Genomic DNA, 18465 nt, shown 5'->3' with positions numbered 1-18465 from the left:
ATGAAGCGGCGAACTTTTTTGAGCGGGATCGCCGCCCTGCCGGCTTCGGCGGCGCTCGGCCAGACGTTCGGCCAGACAATCGGCAGTATCGTCCAGCGGCCCTCCAGCCGGGTCATCGTCGACAACGACTTTTCCGGCGATCCGGACAGCCTCATCGCGCTGACGCATCAACTGCTGACGCCGAAGGCGCGCACCGTACTGGTCACGACCTCGGCCGTGGCGCCGGGCCTTGCCAGCATGGCGGGCCTTGATGCCGGCCAGTCGCCGATGGCGGCCACGCGGCTGGTGAGCGAGTTGATGGATCGCCTTCGCCTGGCGCACAGGCCGGCCCTGGTCGGCGGCAGACAAGCCTTCGGCGCAGGAAAGGACAGCGACAATGCCGCCGCGCGCGCGATCGTTGCAGAAGCCTTGCGCGACGATCCGCTGCCCCTGGTGCTCACCTGCGGCGGCCCCTTGACCAACGTCGCCGCGGCCCTGCGTCTCGAGCCCCGGATCGCCAAGCGGCTGAAGCTGGTCTGGATCGGCGGCACGGCGGCCACCGACGCCCCCGTGGAATACAACCTGGCCACCGATATCGCCGCAGCCAGGTATGTGCTGGAAGAATCGAAGGTGGAGGTGTGGCAGGTAGCGCAGGAAGAATACATGCGCTTCCAGCTTTCGGTTGCCGAACTGACCGGCGGGTTCCGCACGATTTCTCCGGTCGCCGAATGGCTTTACAGCCAATACCTGCATCTCCCGCCATTTGTCGAACTTGGCGGATCGATCGGCTTTGGCGACAGCGCGATGGTATCGCTGACGGCCTTCGGCTTCGATGCCACGCCCCATACGCTGCGCCGCGCCAGGAAAATCCTCGACGACGGCCGTTATGGCGCGGAGATCGACGGGTCGTCCATCCGCATGGTTCATGGCTTCGACGTCCGCCTCAACCTGAGCGACCTGGTGGCGCTGCTACGCGCACACAAGGTACGACACGACACACTTTAGGACCTCATGAAGCTTTTCTCTTCCTTGGATGCCCTGGTCTTCATCGTCTACTTCGTGGTGGTCGCCGGCTATGGCCTGTGGGTCTACCGCCGAAAGAAGAGCGCGGCCGGTTCCTCGGCCTCGCACGACTACTTTCTGGCCGAAGGCTCGCTGTCCTGGTGGGCCATCGGCGCATCCCTGATCGCCTCCAACATCTCGGCCGAGCAGTTCATCGGGATGAGCGGCTCGGGCTTCCGGATCGGGATGGCGATCGGCGTGTACGAACTGATGGCGGCCGCGACCCTGATCATCGTGGCGGTGTTCTTCATGCCGGTGTACCTGAAGAACCACATCTACACGATGCCCCAGTTCCTCGAGCAGCGCTACGGCAAGGCGGTCGCCACCACCATGGCGGTTTTCTGGCTCGGCCTGTACGTGGTGGTCAACCTGACCTCCATTCTCTACCTTGGCGCGCTGGCGATTTCGAGCATCGCCGGGCTGAACCTGTTTGCCTGCATGGTATTCCTGGCCGCGTTTGCCGCCATGATCACGCTGGGCGGCATGAAGGTGATCGGCTACACCGACGTGATCCAGGTCCTGTGCCTGGTCGGCGGCGGTCTGGTCACGACCTGGATCGCCCTCGACCTGGTGGCGGCGCTCGGCGGCGGCCATGGTGCGCTGGCGGGCGCGAACGCGCTGTTCCACAGTGCGCGCGACCACTTCGACATGGTGCTCACGCGCGGCAACCCGAATTACATCGACCTGCCGGGGCTGTCCACCCTGATCGGCGGCATGTGGATCATCAACCTGAACTATTGGGGCTGCAACCAGTACATCGTGCAGCGTGCGCTCGGCGCCGACCTGCCGACCGCCCGCAAGGGCCTGCTGTTCGCCGCCTTCCTCAAGCTGTTGATGCCGGTGGTGATTGTCCTGCCAGGCATCGCCGCCTATGCACTGGACAAATCCGGGGCGCTGGGCGACGCCATGCGCCAGGGCGGCGAGCTCAATCCCGACCGCGCCTACCCCACCTTGCTGGCGCTGCTGCCGGCGGGACTGAAAGGCGTGGCCTTCGCCGCACTGACCGCCGCCGTCGTCGCTTCGCTGGCCGGCAAGGCCAACAGCATCGCCACCATCTTCACGCTCGACATCTACAAGAAGCGCTTCCATCCGGCGGCGAGCGAGCTTCGGATGGTATGGATCGGGCGGCTGTGCGTGGTCGCCGCGATGGCGATCGCGGTATTGATCGCGCCGCGGATGGGCATCGACAAGAAAGGCGGCTTCCAGTACATCCAGGAGTACACGGGCTTCGTCTCGCCGGGCATCCTTGCCATGTTCCTGCTGGGTTTCTTCTGGCGCAAGACCAGCACGGCGGCGGCGATGTTTGCCACGCTCGGTGGTCTGGTGCTGTCGATCGTCCTGAAGTTCCTGCCGCAGATGATGGATTTGCGCTTCCTGGAGCCGATCGGCTTTGCCGTGCGCAACGCTGCCGGCGACTATGACATCCCCTTCATCGACCGCATGCTGATCGTCTTCCTCGTGGTGGTCGCCGGCATGGTCCTGATCAGCAAACTGGGCGGACGGGACCCGGCCGCCAGGAACATGCACATCAGCCGCAGCCTGTTCCGGGTGGACGGCGCCTTCGCGCTCGGCTCCATGCTGATCTGCGTGATGCTTGCAGCGGTGTATGGCGCCTGGTGGTAAGCCACCTGCATTGAAAGGAAAACCATGTTCGATCCATCCGACCATCCGCATCGCCGCCTGAATCCGCTGACCGGCGAGTGGGTGCTGGTGTCTCCGCACCGCGCGAAGCGTCCGTGGCAGGGCCAGCAGGAAGCCGCCGAGCGCGGCGCCAGGCCCGCGCACGATCCGGACTGCTACCTGTGCCCTGGCAACCCGCGGGTCACCGGCGAGCGCAATCCCGACTACGCCGGCACCTACGTCTTCGAGAACGACTTCGCCGCCCTGATGCCGGCGACCTCCAAGGCGGCGCGAGGCGACGATCCCTTGTTCCAGGCCATGAGCGCGCGCGGCACCAGCCGGGTCATCTGCTTCTCGCCCGACCACGCAAAGTCGCTGCCCCAACTCTCGCTGCGCGCCATCGAACAGGTGGTCGACACCTGGTGCGCGCAATCCGCAGAGCTGGGAGCGGCCTACCGCTGGGTGCAGGTCTTCGAAAACAAGGGCGCCGCCATGGGCTGCTCGAACCCGCATCCGCACGGACAAGTCTGGGCGACCGGCTTCCTGCCCGACCTGCCGTCGCGGGAAGACCAGTGCCAGCGCGATTACCTTGCCGCGCACGGGCGGCCGATGCTGCTCGACGCGGCCGCGCGCGAAGCCGCCCTGGCCGAGCGCGTGGTGGTCGAGACCGGACACTGGCTGGCGATCGTGCCCTACTGGGCCGCCTGGCCCTTCGAAACCCTGCTGCTGCCCAAGTTCAAGGCCGCGCGCTTGGAAGACCTGGATGCCGAGCAGCGCGCCGACTTGGCGCTCGTACTCAAACGCCTGACCACCCGCTACGACAACCTGTTCCAGACCTCCTTCCCGTATTCGATGGGCTGGCACGGCGCCCCTCACGACGGCGGCGACACCGCGGCCTGGCAACTGCACGCGCACTTCTACCCGCCCCTGCTGCGCTCGGCCTCGGTACGCAAGTTCATGGTCGGTTTCGAGATGCTGGCCGAAGCCCAGCGCGACCTGACCCCGGAACAGGCCGCCGCGCGCCTGCGCGAGCAGTCCGACGTGCATTATCTCGATCCTGAAACCCCGTCCTGAAAATCCAATGAACGCAACCCTGGCGCAGCGCGCCTACACCGTTTTCCAGGCCGCCTTCGGCACGCCCGCCACGATCCTGGTCCAGGCCCCCGGCCGGGTCAACCTGATCGGCGAACACACCGACTACAACGAGGGCCTGGTGCTGCCCTGCGCGATCGACTACCGCACCGTGATCGTCGCGCGCCCGCGCGACGACCGCCAGGTCAAGCTCGTGGCCGCCGACTACGACGACGCGGCCGACCGGATCGATCTCGACGCGCCGATCACGCGCCTGGCCAGGCCGATGTGGGCCAACTACGTGCGCGGCGTGATCCGGCAGCTGGTGCTGCTCGGCCTGCCCGTGCGCGGGATGGACATGGCGATTGCCGGCGACATCCCGCAGGGCGCCGGCCTGTCGTCGTCCGCTTCGCTGTCGGTTGCGGTGTGCAGGCTGTTCGCCACCCTGCCCGGCTTCGAGCACCTGGAACCGGTGGACATGGCGCTCATTGCCCAGGCCTCGGAAAACGACTTCGTCGGCACCCGATGCGGCAACATGGACCAGATCAGTTCCGCCTGCGGCGTCGACGGCCATGCGCTCCTGATCGATTGCCGCTCGCTGGCGGTGCGGCCGGTGCCGGTGCCGCACGATGCCGCCATCGTGATCGTCGATTCGATGGTGCGGCGCGGACTGGTCGAGAGCGAGTACAACACGCGCCGCGCGCAATGCGAGGCGGCGGCGCGGCACTTCGGCCTGCGCGCCCTGCGCGACCTCGACCCGGGCCTGCTGGCGGCGCGCGGCGCCGAGCTCGACCCGCTGACCCTGCGCCGCGCGCGCCACGTGGTCACCGAAAACGACCGGGTGCGTGCGGCGGCGGATGCACTGGCGGCAGGCGACCTGGCGCGCATGGGCGAGCTGATGGCGGTCTCGCACGCGTCGATGCGTGACGACTTCGAGATCACCGTGCCGCCGATCGACCATCTGGTCGACATCGTCAAGGCCGTCATCAGCCCGGCCGGCGGCGTGCGCATGACCGGCGGCGGCTTCGGCGGCTGCGTGGTGGCGCTGGTGCCGCACCGGCTGGTCGGGCGCGTGCGGGAAGCGGTGGCGCAGTCCTACCGCGGGCCGGCGGGCCAGCAGGCGGCGATCCACGTCGCCTGCGCCGCCGCTGGTGCCAGTTCCGCTGGGGGCTGAACCAGCGGAACGGGATCGTCAAAAGCGATGGATGATCCCGACGATCGCGCTGTTGATGCCATGCCCAGGGGCGACGGGGATGCCGGGACCGGCGGCGGGAGCGGCCGTGAAGCTGGCCGCGCTGCCGTTTTCGACGCGGGTCACGCCGGCGTACAGGCCGCTGCGCCTGGACAGCGAATAGTCGTGGCGCACGGCGTAGGACTTCGCGTTGCCGGCGCTGTTCCGGCTTTTGCTGTACTGCCCATAACTCAGCAGCAGCGTCCCGTTCGTGCTCACCCGGACCAGCGCATCCAGTTCGAAGAAATGGTTGTCCGGATTCGCAAAGCTCGCGTTGTTGGCGGCCGTGATATCCGCACTGCCGCGATGCGCCTGGTACAGGAAGGCCGGCTTGACCAGGCCGAAGTCGTAGGACGCGCCGAACAGGTAATAGCGTCCGGTCTGCGCCGGCACCAGCGGACTTAAAGTACTGCCGGCCGCGTAATTCTGCTGCATGTAGTCGAGGTCGACCGACAGCTTGCCCTTCCTGTAGATCAGGGCCGCGCCGCTGGTCCGGCCCAGGCCATGCGGCTGGCCGTCGGCGTTCTCGTTGCCGACGCCGTGGAAGGCCCGCAGCGTAAAGCCCTGATAAGTCGGGGAGGTATAGCGGATCGAATTCGAGGTGCGTGCCGCCGGCACGAACACGAAGTTATTCGTCGCATTGCCCCACCCCAGGGTATTCAGCTCGCCCATCGAATAGGTCACGTAGCTGAGGAACAGCGGCGTGTAGTTGACGCCGACCTGGACCTGGCCGAGGTCCCCCTTCATGCCGACCCAGGCTTCGCGTCCGAACAGGGCGCCGCCATTGGCAAGCGTGCCGGTGTCCGCATTGAAGCCGCTTTCGAGACGGAAGATCGCCTGGGTACCGCCGCCCAGGTCTTCCGTGCCCTGGAAGCCCAGGCGGACCGGGGCCACCGCGCTGGAATCGATGCGGGTCGTGGTGACGCCGCCGGTGCGCCCCGACTCGACGGCCAGGTCGAGCACGCCGTACACGGTCACGTTCGACTGTGCCATGGCCGCGGGCGAGAGGATAGCGGCGGCAAGCGCCGCCATGCTGCGTGTCTTCATGTGTCTCCTAGTTTTCTTATTAATTGGCTCAAGCGGCCAGGCGCTGTGCCAGTGCCGCCAGCAGGTCCGACAGGCCGGCCGCGTCGCGCGCGCCGCCATAGACGTAGTGGTCGGGGCGTACGATGGCGGCGCGGCAAGTGTGCCGTTCGAACCAGTGCGCCAGCACGCCGTCGAGCTCCCCGGTGCGGACGCTTCCGGCCGTCCCGCTGAACGCCCGCTCTTCCGGCGCCACGCAGACCAGCGTGCCCAGCGCCCTTGCCCGTTCGGCCAGGTCCGGCGGCAGTGCGTCGGCAGGCAGGTCGGTGACGATGCACCAGCCCGGATCGAGCACGTCGTCCAGCAAGGCCGGCGCGACCGGTCCCGCTACGCGCGGTTGCGGGAACAGCGTGCCGGCGCCGTGCGCATGACCCGGCGCCAGCAGGCCGCCCACCAGGGGCGGAATGATCTCCTGGCGCGGCACCGTCTTGATCTCGCCGCCGGCGGCCTCGATCAGGGCCGCATCGCGCGCCCTGGCGGCCTGCGTGTCGCGCTCGCAGATGACGGCGCCGATTTCCTTGATGCGCGTGGTCAGCATGCGCACGTGTTCGCGCCGCTCGAGCGTGTAGGTGTCGAGCAGGGCCTCGGCGGCTTCGCCCGCCACCTCGCCCGCCAGCACGGCGCGCAGCTTCCAGCTCAGGTTCACCACGTCGCGCACGCCCTGGCACATGCCCTGGCCCAGGAAGGGCGGCTGCTGGTGGGCGGCGTCGCCCGCGATGAACACGCGTCCGCGGCGCCATTCGCGCGCCACCAGGGCGTGGAAGCGGTAGCTGGCCTGGCGCCACAGTGTCGCGTCGTCCGGCCCGATCCAGCGTTTCAGCACGCTCCAGGCGCCCTCCTCGCTTGCCATGTAGGCCGGATCCTCGCCCGACAGCAGCGAGATCTCCCAGCGGCGATGCATGCCCGGCCCGATCACATAGGTGCACGGACGCGCGGGCTCGCAGTACTGGACGCTGGTCTTCGGCAATTTGGCCAGGCCCTGCTCGTTGACCTGCACATCGACCACCAGCCACGGTTCGTCGAACTCGAGATCTTCCAGCGTGATCCCGACGGCCTCGCGCACCGAGCTGGATGCGCCGTCGCAGCCGATGACATAACGGGCGCGCACGGTGGCGGCCTTGCCCTCGGCGTCCTCGAGGCCGACCGTCGCACCGTCATCGTCCTGCGCGACGCCGGTGAAGCGCCAGCCCAGCGCCACCTCGACCGAGGCCAGTTCCTGGACGTGCCGGCGCAGCGCGGCCTCCACCGGCGGCTGGGTGAACACCATCGATGGCGTGTGCCCGAGCGGATACGGCGGCGCCACCGTGGCCAGGCGCTTGATGAGGCGGCCGTCGGCGCCATAGTACTCGGAGGGCGTGAACGGCTCGCAGTGCGGCGCGATCGCATTGGCCAGGCCCAGGTTCTGGAACACCCGCATGATCTCGTGGTCGAGTGCGATGGCGCGCGGCTTCGGATAGACCTCGTGCGTGCGATCCACCACGAGGGTGCGCAGCCCGGCCTGGCCGAGCAGCGCGGCAGCGACGGCGCCGGATGGGCCGAAGCCGATCACGACGACGTCATACGCGGCATTGTCGGCAAACGGCTTCATGGCTGTTCGTCTTCGATCTTGTTGACCAGCAGGCCGACGCCCTCGATCTCGACCTCGATCGTGTCGCCAGGCTTCATCCACACGGGGGGCGTGCGCGACTGGCCGACGCCGGCCGGCGTGCCCATCGCGATCACGTCGCCCGGCTCCAGCGTCAGGCATTCCGTCAGCAGGGCGATCGTCTCGGCCACGTCCCAGATCATGTCCCTGGTGTTCGCGTCCTGCATGACCTCGCCGTTCAGGCGCGACTGGATGGCGAGGCCGGCGCCGCCCGGCGGCAGCTCGTCGGCGCTGACCAGGACCGGGCCGAATGCGCCGGTGCGGTCGAAATTCTTACCGATGGTCCACTGCGGGGTGCGCTTCTGGTAGTCGCGCACCGAGATGTCGTTGAAGCAGGCGTAGCCGAACACGTAGTCGAGGGCATCCTCGCGCTTGACGTGGCGCGCCCGCTTGCCGATCACGACGGCCAGCTCGGCCTCGTAGTCGAATTTTTCCGAGACGCGCGGGCGCGGCGACGCTTCGCCATGCGCCAGCAGCGAGGTTGTCGAGCGCAGGAAGAACCACGGATAGACCGGCTTGTCGCGGCCGCTTTCGGCCGCGTGGTCGTAGTAGTTCAGGCCCAGGCAGACCGTCTTGCCCGGTTCCGGCACGACCGGCGCGAGCGCGGCGCCGGCCAGGGACAGGCGTTCGCCCGGCCCCGCCAGTTCGAGTGCGCGGCGGCCGGCGGCGACCAGGTCGACGCCCGCCAGCAGCGCTGCGCGCGCATCGGATGGCACCTCCGGCAGGACGCGATTCAGGTCGACGAGGGTGTCGCCGTCGACGACGGCCAGGCGGGCTTCGTTGCCCTTGCGGTAGCTGGTGAATTTCATGTGGGTTCCTTGGTGGTGCCTAGTTTTGGGTGAAACGGATTTTTTTCTGTGCCTGCTTGATGCGCTCGGACGGCGGTTTCGACACGCCCCACTGGTCGAAGCGCCCCGGCGGCCAGGTCCAGTCCGACGGCCCGCCGGTCCGGTAGCTGTCGTCGACCTGCAGCACGTCGGCGGTGTATTCGATGACGAAATCGTCGGGGCCGACGAAGTACGAGAACACGTTGTTGCCGGGGCCGTGGCGGCCGACGCCCCATTCGATCGGCCAGCCGGCGTCGCTCATGCGGCCGGCGCCGCGCATCACCGCGTCCAGGTCCGGCATCACGAAGGCGATGTGGTTGAGCGTGTCGGCGTCGCTGTCGGCCAGCGCGATGCTGTGGTGGTCGCTGTTGCAGCGCATGAAGGCCATGACCTTGGTCCGGTCCGACAGGCGGAAGCCAAGCGCCTCCTCGAAGAAGCGCTGCGCCACCGTGACGTCGGCGCTGTTGAACACGACGTGGGTAATGCGGCTCGGCGCATCGCGGTGGGCCTGCTCGGTGTGGCGCTCGTCGCCGTGCACGAAGCGCAGGATGCGCCCCTGCGGATCGGCGATCGTAACGGCGGTGCCGCCACCGGGTTCATCGAGCGGCGCGGGACCGGACAGGACACGCCCGCCGGCGGCCGCGGCGCGCCCTGCGATCGCATCCAGGTCGGCGCGGTTTGCGACGCTGAAGCTCACGTTGCGGACCTCGGGCCGTGCGCTGCGGTGCAAAGCCAGGATGTGATGGAAGCTGCCGGCGCCGCGCAGGTAGACCGCGTCATCGGTCTTCGCCACCGTAGCGAGGTGCCAGGTGTCGTTATAGAAGCGCTCGGCCGCCTCGAGATCGGTGACGCCGATCGCGATGCTGCGCAGCTGCCCGGCTGGGGATGTGGTCATGGGAACTCCTTAAGCGTTGGGAACGGCGGCGCCGGCTTCGAGGCCGAGGAAGCGCGCCGCGTTATGGGTCACGAGCCGCTCGCGCACCTGCGCGTCGCTCACCGCCTCGGCGATGCTGGCGACGGGGCGCGCGTCGTGGAAAGCGAACGGGTAGTCGGTACCGATCATCAGCTGGGTGTCGCCGAAGCGATCGATCAAGTGCCGCAGGGTCGGCGCGTCGAACACCAGGGTGTCGTAGAACAGCCGGCGCGCCTGTTCCGACGGGCTGGCGGGCATGGCGTCCAGCAGCGCCGGGAACACCTTGCGCGCCTGCTCCAGGCGCGGCAGCAGCGAGGCCAGGGTGCCGCCGCCATGGCTGAACGCCATCTTCAGCGCCGGCAGGCGGCCTACCAGGTTCGAGCTCAACACGGAAGCTGCGGCGAGGCCGACGTCGGTCGGATACGCCAGCGCCGGCAGCAGTTTTTCCGGTCCGACCAGGCGCTCGGTACCGGCCGGCTTGAGCGCGTGCACGAACACGGCGACGCCTTTCTCCGCGCAGGCCTCGAAAAAGGGAATGAACTCGGGCGAACCGGGCGCCTTGCCGTTGATATTGCTGCCCACTTCGATGGACCTGAAGCCCAGCCTGTCGACCACGTAGTCGAGTTCCCCGAGCGCCAGGTCGAGGTCCTGCAGCGGCACCGCGCCCATGCCGACCAGGCGTCCGCCGGACAGCGCGGCCATCTCCGCGATCTGCTCGTTCATGTAGCGCAGCAGCTGGCTTGCCGCCTCCGCTTCCATCCAGTACGACAGCAGTTCGGGCATCGGCGAGATCGCCTGGACCGCCAGGTCCATGGTCGCCATGTCTTCGATGCGGCGGCTCGGACTCCAGGCCCGCTCGGATACGGTGCGGTACACCTTCCCGGCGATCATCACGTGGCGGTGGCAGGCATGGGCCGGCGCCATCGAGGGCCAGCCGGCCGGCAGTGCATTGCCGATATGGCGCGGCAGGTCATGGGGAATCACGTGCGCATGGACGTCGATGCCGCAGCCGCAGCCGGGCGTATGCTGGTGCGCGGTGCTCATGCCTGCTCCAGCCCGGCCGCTCGTACGCCGGCCGCGCAGATCGCCTCGTCCTGGGCGCCGGTGCCGCCGCTGGCGCCGACTGCCCCGACCAGCGTGCCGTCGGCGCGCCGGATCGCCACCGCCCCGGTCTGTGGAATGAACCTGCCCTGGCTGGACGAGGCAAGCGCATTGAAGAACACGGGATTGTCCTGGGCGCGCTGATGCAGCACGCGGGTGGCGACGCCCATGCCGGCGGCGGCATAGGCCTTGCCGAGGGCGATATCGGTGCGCAGCATCGTCGCGCCGTCTTCGCGCTGCAGCGCCACCGGATGGCCGGCAGCGTCCAGCACCACCACGGCCATCGGCGGCAGGCCGTCGGCACGTGCGGCCGCCAGCGCAGCGGCCACGATCGCGTTGGCTTCGGCCAGGCTCAGGCCTGACGCGTTGTTGTGAGCTTCGCTCATTCTTGATCTCCGAATAGTCAGTCGTTTGCCAGCGAGGCCTGGGCGGCGGCCGGGTCGATGGGACGCGCGGCCGGCTCGTCTCCATCGCGGCGCTCGCCCCGCACCAGCAGGAAGGAGGTACAGGCGAGCAGCAGGGCCGCGGCCAGCACGTAGAAGGTGTAGGTCGGATCGGGGTCGTAGGACTTGACCAGGCCGATGACGACGGGGCCCAGCATGCCGCCCACGCGATTGATGCCGACCGCGAGTCCGACCCCGGTGCTGCGCACCTCGGTCGGGTAGATCATCGCGATATAGTTGTTCTGCACCGACTGGCCGCCGAACACGAAAAAGCCCGCGGCGGCCACCAGCACCATCATCATCAGGGTGCCGTGCGCATGGCTGAGGGCCAGCATGGCCAGGGCCGCCATGAACCACCACACGACCATGGCGGTGACCCGGCTGCGGGTCCGGTCGGCCAGCCAGCCGCTGCCGATCCCGCCGAACAGGGCCGCGCTCATGATCAGGGCGCCGTAGGTCGCGGCCGAGGACAGCGCTTCGCCACGCTGCACCAGCAGCGTCGGCAGCCAGCCGGTCAGGCCGTGGACGCAGAACAGGCTGAGGGCGCCCGACAGCCAGGCCACGATGGTGCGGGTCCGGTAAGGCGCCTGCAGCAGGACCCTGACCGGCGCCGCATGGCGGGTCGCGGTGGTCGTGAACACGGCGCCTTCGTACAGCTGCTTGCGTTCAGGGCGCAGGCGGCCGAGGACGCGGCCGATGCCGTCGAAGTCGCGCCTGGTCGCCAGGTACTGGGCCGATTCCGGCAACAGGAACTGGGCGGCGACGGCGACCAGCAGCGAGGCCGCGCCGGCGTAATAGATCGCCGGCCAGCCGAAGCGCGTGGCCAGGAAGGCGCCGGCGAAACCGGCCATGATGCCGCCCAGGCTGAAACCCAGCTGGAACACCCAGATGGTGTAGACGTTGGCGGTACGGCGCGGCGCCCATTCATTGATGTAGGAGATGGTCAGCGGCGTGATCATGCCCAGGGCCGTGCCCAGGCACAGGCGGAAGCCGGCGAATTGCAGAGGATTGCCGGCGACGGCCGCCAGCAGCAGGCTGGCCAGGCCCAGGCCATACAGGGCCCACAGCATGACCTTGCGCCGCCCCAGCCGGTCGGCCAGCAGGCCTTGCAGCACCGAGCCGATCGACAGCCCCACGATCCCGCTCGACAACATCATGCCGATCTGCGAGGGCAGCGGGCGCCAGGATTTCAGGATCAGCGGAATCGCATAGGCTGCGTTGAAGAGTTCATAGCCGTCGAAGAACATGATGACGCCGATCAGTGCTCCCAGCTTCCAGTGAAAGCTGCTGATCTCGGCCCCTTCGATTTCTTCGCGCACGTCGAAGCTTGCTGCCATTGATAGTCTCCTTTGCGGGCGCAGCGCTCGTGTCGCAGGCCCATCTATTTTTTGCATCGATTGACTTATGGTACGTTCGCGCCAATAATCGGAAAAGCCGCTTTTCTCGATTTTAGGAATCCAAAATTTGAATATCGCAGACCTGGATTTGAACGTGCTGGTGGTGTTCGATGCGATGCTGCAGCACCAGAGCGTGACGCGCGCCGGCCATGCGCTGGACCTGAGCCAGCCGGCCATGAGCGCGGCCCTGGCGAAGATGCGCGCCCAGCTGGGCGACCCGCTGTTCGTCCGCACCGGTCATGGCATGCGGCCGACGCCGCGCGCCCTGCAACTGGCGGAGCCGGTGAAGAGGATTCTGGAGATGGTGCGCCTGGACGTGCTGCAACAGCCGGCCTTCGATCCGGCGACGGCCAGCCGCACATTCACGGTGATTACGCCGGACATCGGGGAAACCGTGTTCGTCCCGAAGATCCTGGCCTACGCCCAGACGCATGCGCCGCGGATCGCGATCCGCTCGATGGCGATTTCCTCGGAAGGCGCGGGCGAGGCGCTGGAGCTTGGCCTGGCCGACCTGGCGATCGGCTACTTTCCGGACCTGGCGAAGCCGGGCTTTTACCAGCAGCGCCTGTTCAAGAATTCATTCGTCTGCATGGTGCGCGCCGACCACCCGCGCATCCGGGGCAGCCTGACGAGCGACGAGTTCCTGCGCGAGTCGCATGCGCTCGTGCGTCCGGCGGGGCGGACCCACCTGTTCGAGCAGTTCCTGCATTCGAAGAACATCAAGCTCGACGTGCGCGCCGAACTCTCGCACTTCGCCAGCCTGCTGACGATCATTTCCAGTTCAGACCTGATCGCCACCGTCCCGCGCGACATCGGCCACGTGTTCGCCAGCCTGGCCAAGGTGCAGCTGCTCGACCTGCCGCTGCAGCCGCCCTCCTTCCACCTGATGCAGCACTGGCATACCGTGGCGCACACGGATCCGGCAAACATCTGGTTCCGGCAGATGGTCAAGACCCTGTTCGAGGACTGAAAGGGCCCGGCCTCATTCCGCGTCGTCGGACGCCGAGCGATCGCTGATCCACTCGAGCCAGCCGCAGCGCGGACACTGCGTGTACAGGATCAGGCCGACGAAGGTGGCCAATCCCAATATCAGTACCCCCGCATGCAAAACGAGCCTGGGTTCGAAATCGTTGAGCAGGTTCAGCATGGCATCACCTCGGCACAATTTTTTCTTAATCTAATCCAGGACGGAAAAAGAATCCATCGGCACACGATTGATGGGCCCGGTATCACGCTTCTCAGCCGGCCAATCGCGGATAAGACAACGCCCCGGTTCCAGAGGAGACCGGGGCGTTTGTTGTTTATCGGAATCAGCGGGATTCCGACAGCATGCTTAGACGTTGAACAGGAAGTTCAGCACATCCCCATCCTTGACGATGTATTCCTTGCCTTCGGCGCGCATCTTGCCCGCTTCCTTGGCGCCCGCCTCGCCCTTCAGCGCCACGTAGTCGTCGAAGGAGATGGTCTGGGCGCGGATGAAGCCGCGTTCGAAGTCGGTGTGGATCACGCCGGCCGCCTGCGGGGCGGTAGCGCCGATCGGCACGGTCCAGGCGCGTACTTCCTTCACGCCGGCGGTGAAGTAGGTCTGCAGGCCCAGCAGCTTGAAGGCGGCGCGGATCAGGCGGTCCAGGCCCGGCTCTTCCATGCCCATGTCGTCCAGGAAGGCCTTCTTGTCTTCGTCGTCGAGGTTGGCGATTTCCGCTTCGATGGCGGCCGAGATGGCGACGATCGGGGCGTTCTGCTTGTTCGCGAACTCGGTCAGCTGGTCGAGCAGCGGATTGTCCTTGAAGCCGCTTTCCGAGACGTTGGCGACGAACATGGCCGGCTTGGAGGTGATCAGGCACAGCGGCTTGATCAGTTCCATCTCGTCGGCGTCCAGTCCCAGGGTGCGGACCGGCTGGCCTTCGTTCAGGTGCGGCAGCAGCCTTTCGATGATCGCGCACAGCTTGATCGCGTCCTTGTCGCCGGCGCGCGCCTTCTTCTGCTCGCGGTGCAGGACTTTCTCGGCGGTGCCCATGTCGGCCAGCGCCAGCTCGGTCTGGATCACTTCGATGTCGTCGATCGGGCTGACCTTGCCGGCCACGTGGATGACGTTCGGGTCTTCGAAGCAGCGCACGACGTTGACGATGGCGTCGGTTTCGCGGATGTGCGACAGGAACTGGTTGCCCAGGCCCTCGCCTTTCGAGGCGCCGGCCACCAGGCCCGCGATGTCGACGAACTCGACGATGGCCTTGACGATGCGCTCCGGCTTGACGATGCTTGCGAGCTGGTCGATGCGCGGATCCGGCACCTCGACCACGCCGACGTTCGGCTCGATGGTGCAGAACGGATAGTTTTCAGCCGGGATGCCGGCCTTGGTCAGGGCGTTGAACAGGGTGGACTTGCCGACGTTGGGCAGGCCGACGATGCCGCATTTGAGACTCATGGGAAGCTTTCAGGGTCGAATTACGAAACCTCGTATTGTACCTCTGCTGGCCCTCGAAGACCGCAAATGCCTCATGAAAGCGGACGAATCCGCGACAAATCCGGCTTGTTCACAAACGCCGCAAACTCGTCGCGCAGCCGTTCGCCCTCATCCATCGCCTGCTTCCAGGCCAGGATCCGCGCATCGTGGTTCAGCCCGTAGTACTTGAAGTCGCTCCGGTCGATCAGTTTCCCGCGCGGCAGCTTGCCAAGGAATTCAAGACTCGGCGCCACGATCAGCACATTGTCGAGCCAGCCGCGGTTCGGTCCACGCGCGGCGCGGCGCCAGGGCAGCGCCTTGTCCAGCCAGCCCGGCACGATGTGTTCGGAAAAGTGGGGGTAGAACACGATCGAGCCGGCGTCCTGCGCCGCCAGGCGGGCATAAGGCAGCGCCAGGTTGTAGTCGATGATGCCGCCGTCCCAGTAATGTCCCGGCGGCGCCCCTGGAATGTCGCGTACCGGCTTCATCAGCATCGGCAGCGTGCCGGAAGCCAGCAGGCCGGCCGCCAGGTTGTCGCGCGTGAGGGGCGAGAAATGGGTGGCAAAGCTGTCGAACGGTTCGCGCAGCCAGGGGGCGGCGCTGCGCACGTCGCCGATCACCACCCGGTCCATCAGCTGGGCCAGGCGGTCGCGCGAGGCCAGGTTGTGCAGGGCCGCCGCCGCGAATCCCTTCATTTCCGCATACCGGTGCCCAGGCGCCTCCAGCGCCCGCTTGCCGCGCACGGTCAGCAGGTGCAGGCGGTACCAGGGATGGCCGACGATGTCGTCCTCGTGGCCGCGCACCAGTTCGTTCAACAGCCCCTGCACGACCTCGTCGATCTGTTCCGGCGACGGTTTGGTACTGGTGTAGCGCTGGCCGCTGTACAGCTCGCCCAGGCGCGCGAAGGCTTTCACCGGGTCGCGCTGGCAGGCGGCAGCCATGCGCCAGGCGCCGATCGAGGAACCGATCAGGGTGCGCTCGCGCGGCGCGGGTGGGAACCATTCGCCGAACACCCACTGGTCGAGCGAACGGAAGACCAGTCCCTTGGGACCGCCGGCCGCGGCGGGCACGACGGCGACGTCCCGGGCGCGCAGGCCATGCGCGCGGATCTGCGCCAGGGCCAGCGGCCCGGCGTGGAAAGTGAGTGCACTCATCCCGAAATTATCGCAGGAAGAGCGTGCTTGTGTTGGCTCAAGGATCACAAGGTAGGCCTGCGTAACATGGTCCGATCGCGTTTTCATTGGATGCCTCCGAGACCCGCATGCCTCGTCGATATTGCGCCTTGCTATGCCTGTGGATCCTGTTCACGTGTGGACAGGTCCTGGCGCGCGATACCGGCACCGATCCGGGCGTCGTGGTCGACCGCAGCATCCAGCATTACGTGGTCGAGCCCGACGGCAGCTACCAGCTCAGCGTCGACCATGCCAAGACCATCGTCCAGCCGCGCGCCCTGCGCGCCCATGGCCAGTACACGATCAGCTACAACCGCACACTGGACGAGGTACTGAGTCTCGAGGCCTGGACGCAGAAGCCGGACGGGCGCCGCGTGCCGGTGCAGCCGGGCCAGGTCCAGGACCAGCAGGAAGCCGCCGCCGCGTCCGGCGAGGCGCCAATGTTCCAGGACACGCGCCTGAAGGTCGTCGTGTTTCCCGAGGCGGCGGTGGGCGACCAGCTGGTGGTGCGCTATGTGCTGCGGCGCAGGGCGGCATTGTTTCCCGGCCATTTCGAAGACCTGTCGACCTCGCCCTTCTACTTCAACCGGAACTTCCTGCTGATCTACGACATGCCGGCCTCGATGCCGCTGCATGCGGATGCGGTCGGCTTCGTGCCGGTGCCGGGAGAGAGTCCGCCCGGACGCCGGCGCTACCAGTGGCGCTACGTGAACGGCGACAACGAGCGCCTCGAAGCCGGCTCGGTCAGCTACCTCGATTACGGCAAGCGGCTGGCGGTATCGACCTTCCCCGACTACGCCGCCTTCGCCCGCGCCTTCCGCACCGGCGCCGCCGGCAAGGCGAATCCGTCGCCGGCGATCACCGCCCTGGCGCGCCAGCTCACGGCCGGACTGCCGGACACGCGCGCCCGCGCGCTGGCGCTGTCGGACTGGGTCCGGCACAACATCCGCTATGCCGGCCTGTACATGGGCACCGGCGGCGTGGTCCCGCATGCGGCATCGACCGTGCTGGAGAACCGCTACGGCGACTGCAAGGACCACGCGGTGCTGCTCGAAGCCCTGCTGGCCGCGGTCGGCATCGACAGTACGGGCGCGCTGGTCAACAGCGGCAACGCCTACCGCCTGCCGGAGACGCCGACGCTGGGCGTGCTCAACCACATGATCACCTGGGTACCCGGCCTCGACCTCTACCTCGACCCGACCGCGGAAACGGTGGGCGCGGGTTACCTGTCCGCCAATCTGCTCGGCAAGCCGGTGCTGCTGCTGAAGACCGGCGGCTTCGCGATGACGCCTATCCTGCAGCCGGAGCGCAACCGCACCACGACCTGGTTCGACATCCGCCGCGATGGCCGCAGCAGCTTCCGGCTCAGCAAGACGGCCAGCGGCGTGATGGCCGAGCCCTACCGCACCGCGCTGCGCGACTCGCGCCAGGCCGAACGCGACGCGTTCGCCCTGCGCATGCTGCAGGCCGTGGGCCGCAAGAGCCGCGGCGTGTTCGATGCCGTCCCAGGCGATGGCGGCGGCAATGGCGACGAGGTGCGGATCTCCTTTTCCGGCACCAGCGAAGGCTTCCTCGACCTGCCCGGGCCGAGCGCCCTGGCCACCACCTACGACTTCTGGGGCGGACTCGGCGAAGCCGTCCTCAACCTGAGCCAGGAAAGCGAGCGGCGCCAGGAGTTCGTCTGTCCCGCCATCGACATCGATGACGAGACCGGATTCCGCTTCCCGAAAGAGGTGCGCATCCTCGCCCTGCCGCGTCCCGTAAGCCTGATGGACGGCGGCATCGTCTACCGCGCCAGCTACACGCGGCGCGGCAACCAGGTCGTGGTCAGGCGCCGCCTGAGCTTCCGCCACGGCCGCGCCACCTGCACCCCGGACGATTTCCGCGCCATGCAGCCCGCGCTCGAGCGTATCGTGCGCGACCTGCGCAGCCAGATCGTGGTGTCGGGCAGCTAGCCGGCGCGCAGCCGGTCGACCGCCTCGTCGGTCAGCTCGAAACGCAAGTCGACCCGCTCCCGCCCCGAGCGGTAGCCGCCGGGCCAGCGCGCCAGGATCTCGAAGCCGCAGCGCTGAAAGAAGCCGGCCGTGTGCGCGTGCGTGTCGACCGTCACCCAGCGCGGCCTCAGCTTGCGGCCCGCCATGTGCAGCAGGCGGTACGCCAGCAGCATGCGGCCGATGCCCGTGCCGTGGCGGTCGGCGCGCACCAGGCCGAACACCAGCGTGCCCAGGTCGTAGAAATCCGACAGTTCGTAGCCGCCGAAGGCCACCACCTCCTTCCCCTCGACCACGACGAAGAACGGACCGTCCGGCTCGTCCAGCGCCGAACGCAGCCAGGCCTCTTCGGAGGCCGGAAAATGGTCCGGCACATTGCTGCGGAAGGCCGCCAGCACCGCCTTGCGGTCGTCCGGGCGGTAACGCCTGATGCTTCTCTTCATGCGTGCTCCTTGTTGACTCTCTTGTTGGCCGTTACATTATGACC

17 protein-coding genes are annotated in these 18465 nt (G+C 67.5%); 6 read left to right on the top strand and 11 right to left on the bottom strand.

Translation table 11 applies throughout. The annotated features are described in order from the left end of the window. The 4 genes from AM586_RS17280 to galK are packed head-to-tail and all read left to right on the top strand — an operon-like array spanning position 1 to position 4906. A complete protein-coding gene (locus tag AM586_RS17280; RefSeq protein WP_052234503.1) occupies positions 1-984 on the top strand; it encodes a nucleoside hydrolase in 984 nt (327 codons plus the stop codon). Between the two features lie 6 nt (positions 985-990). Further along, positions 991-2664 (top strand): sodium/solute symporter, encoded by a 1674-nt coding sequence (locus tag AM586_RS17275; protein WP_047826978.1) that lies wholly within the window; start codon positions 991-993, stop codon positions 2662-2664. A 24-nt stretch (positions 2665-2688) separates the two neighbouring features. Further along, positions 2689-3735 (top strand): UDP-glucose--hexose-1-phosphate uridylyltransferase, encoded by a 1047-nt coding sequence (locus tag AM586_RS17270; RefSeq protein ID WP_060566635.1) that lies wholly within the window; start codon positions 2689-2691, stop codon positions 3733-3735. 7 nt (positions 3736-3742) lie between these two features. Further along, positions 3743-4906: a galactokinase gene (galK, locus tag AM586_RS17265; RefSeq protein WP_052234504.1), complete on the top strand. Its 1164-nt coding sequence runs from the start codon at positions 3743-3745 to the stop codon at positions 4904-4906. Between the two features lie 18 nt (positions 4907-4924). Here galK and AM586_RS17260 read toward each other — a convergent pair whose 3' ends face one another. The 7 genes from AM586_RS17260 to AM586_RS17230 are packed head-to-tail and all read right to left on the bottom strand — an operon-like array spanning position 4925 to position 12312. Further along, positions 4925-6010 (bottom strand): porin, encoded by a 1086-nt coding sequence (locus tag AM586_RS17260; RefSeq protein ID WP_052234505.1) that lies wholly within the window; start codon positions 6008-6010, stop codon positions 4925-4927. Positions 6011-6038: 28 nt separating this feature from the next. Next, positions 6039-7634 (bottom strand): bifunctional 3-(3-hydroxy-phenyl)propionate/3-hydroxycinnamic acid hydroxylase, encoded by a 1596-nt coding sequence (locus AM586_RS17255; RefSeq protein WP_052234506.1) that lies wholly within the window; start codon positions 7632-7634, stop codon positions 6039-6041. Further along, the gene (locus AM586_RS17250; protein ID WP_052234507.1) at positions 7631-8500 is read right to left on the bottom strand and encodes a fumarylacetoacetate hydrolase family protein; all 870 of its coding nucleotides are present in this window, start codon (positions 8498-8500) and stop codon (positions 7631-7633) included. The genes AM586_RS17255 and AM586_RS17250 overlap by 4 nt, the downstream gene beginning before the upstream one ends. 19 nt (positions 8501-8519) lie before the next feature. Then, a complete protein-coding gene (locus tag AM586_RS17245; protein ID WP_052234508.1) occupies positions 8520-9413 on the bottom strand; it encodes a VOC family protein in 894 nt (297 codons plus the stop codon). Between the two features lie 9 nt (positions 9414-9422). Further along, the gene (locus AM586_RS17240; protein ID WP_052234509.1) at positions 9423-10475 is read right to left on the bottom strand and encodes an amidohydrolase family protein; all 1053 of its coding nucleotides are present in this window, start codon (positions 10473-10475) and stop codon (positions 9423-9425) included. After that, on the bottom strand, positions 10472-10918 hold the full coding sequence (locus AM586_RS17235) for a heme-binding protein (protein WP_052234510.1): 447 nt from the start codon (positions 10916-10918) through the stop codon (positions 10472-10474). The genes AM586_RS17240 and AM586_RS17235 overlap by 4 nt, the downstream gene beginning before the upstream one ends. Before the next feature lie 17 nt (positions 10919-10935). Then, the gene (locus AM586_RS17230) at positions 10936-12312 is read right to left on the bottom strand and encodes an MFS transporter (protein WP_052234511.1); all 1377 of its coding nucleotides are present in this window, start codon (positions 12310-12312) and stop codon (positions 10936-10938) included. Positions 12313-12439: 127 nt separating this feature from the next. Here AM586_RS17230 and AM586_RS17225 point away from each other — a divergent pair, with 127 nt between their 5' ends. Beyond that, complete coding sequence (locus tag AM586_RS17225; RefSeq protein ID WP_060566633.1) at positions 12440-13342, top strand: LysR family transcriptional regulator; 903 nt, start codon at positions 12440-12442, stop codon at positions 13340-13342. Positions 13343-13354: 12 nt separating this feature from the next. On the opposite strand, the gene AM586_RS28175 is transcribed toward AM586_RS17225, so the two are convergent. From AM586_RS28175 to AM586_RS17215, 3 genes are all read right to left on the bottom strand, one after another. Continuing rightward, on the bottom strand, positions 13355-13519 hold the full coding sequence (locus AM586_RS28175) for a hypothetical protein (RefSeq protein ID WP_162600556.1): 165 nt from the start codon (positions 13517-13519) through the stop codon (positions 13355-13357). Between the two features lie 186 nt (positions 13520-13705). Continuing rightward, positions 13706-14797, bottom strand: coding sequence for a redox-regulated ATPase YchF (gene ychF, locus AM586_RS17220; RefSeq protein WP_060566631.1), 1092 nt, complete (start codon positions 14795-14797; stop codon positions 13706-13708). A gap of 71 nt (positions 14798-14868) precedes the next feature. Next, positions 14869-15969: a hypothetical protein gene (locus tag AM586_RS17215; protein ID WP_060566630.1), complete on the bottom strand. Its 1101-nt coding sequence runs from the start codon at positions 15967-15969 to the stop codon at positions 14869-14871. 107 nt (positions 15970-16076) lie between these two features. Here AM586_RS17215 and AM586_RS17210 point away from each other — a divergent pair, with 107 nt between their 5' ends. Continuing rightward, positions 16077-17942, top strand: coding sequence for a DUF3857 domain-containing transglutaminase family protein (locus AM586_RS17210; RefSeq protein WP_060567149.1), 1866 nt, complete (start codon positions 16077-16079; stop codon positions 17940-17942). Here AM586_RS17210 and AM586_RS17205 read toward each other — a convergent pair. Further along, a complete protein-coding gene (locus AM586_RS17205) occupies positions 17939-18421 on the bottom strand; it encodes a GNAT family N-acetyltransferase (protein ID WP_060566628.1) in 483 nt (160 codons plus the stop codon). The two genes, AM586_RS17210 and AM586_RS17205, sit on opposite strands and share 4 nt — an antisense overlap. Between the last annotated feature and the right edge of the window lie 44 nt (positions 18422-18465).

The sequence above is a fragment of the Massilia sp. WG5 genome, assembly GCF_001412595.2.
Classification (GTDB): domain Bacteria; phylum Pseudomonadota; class Gammaproteobacteria; order Burkholderiales; family Burkholderiaceae_D; genus Telluria.
Note: the sequence above shows the minus strand (reverse complement) of the source record. Positions and strands in the feature narration are given on the sequence as shown.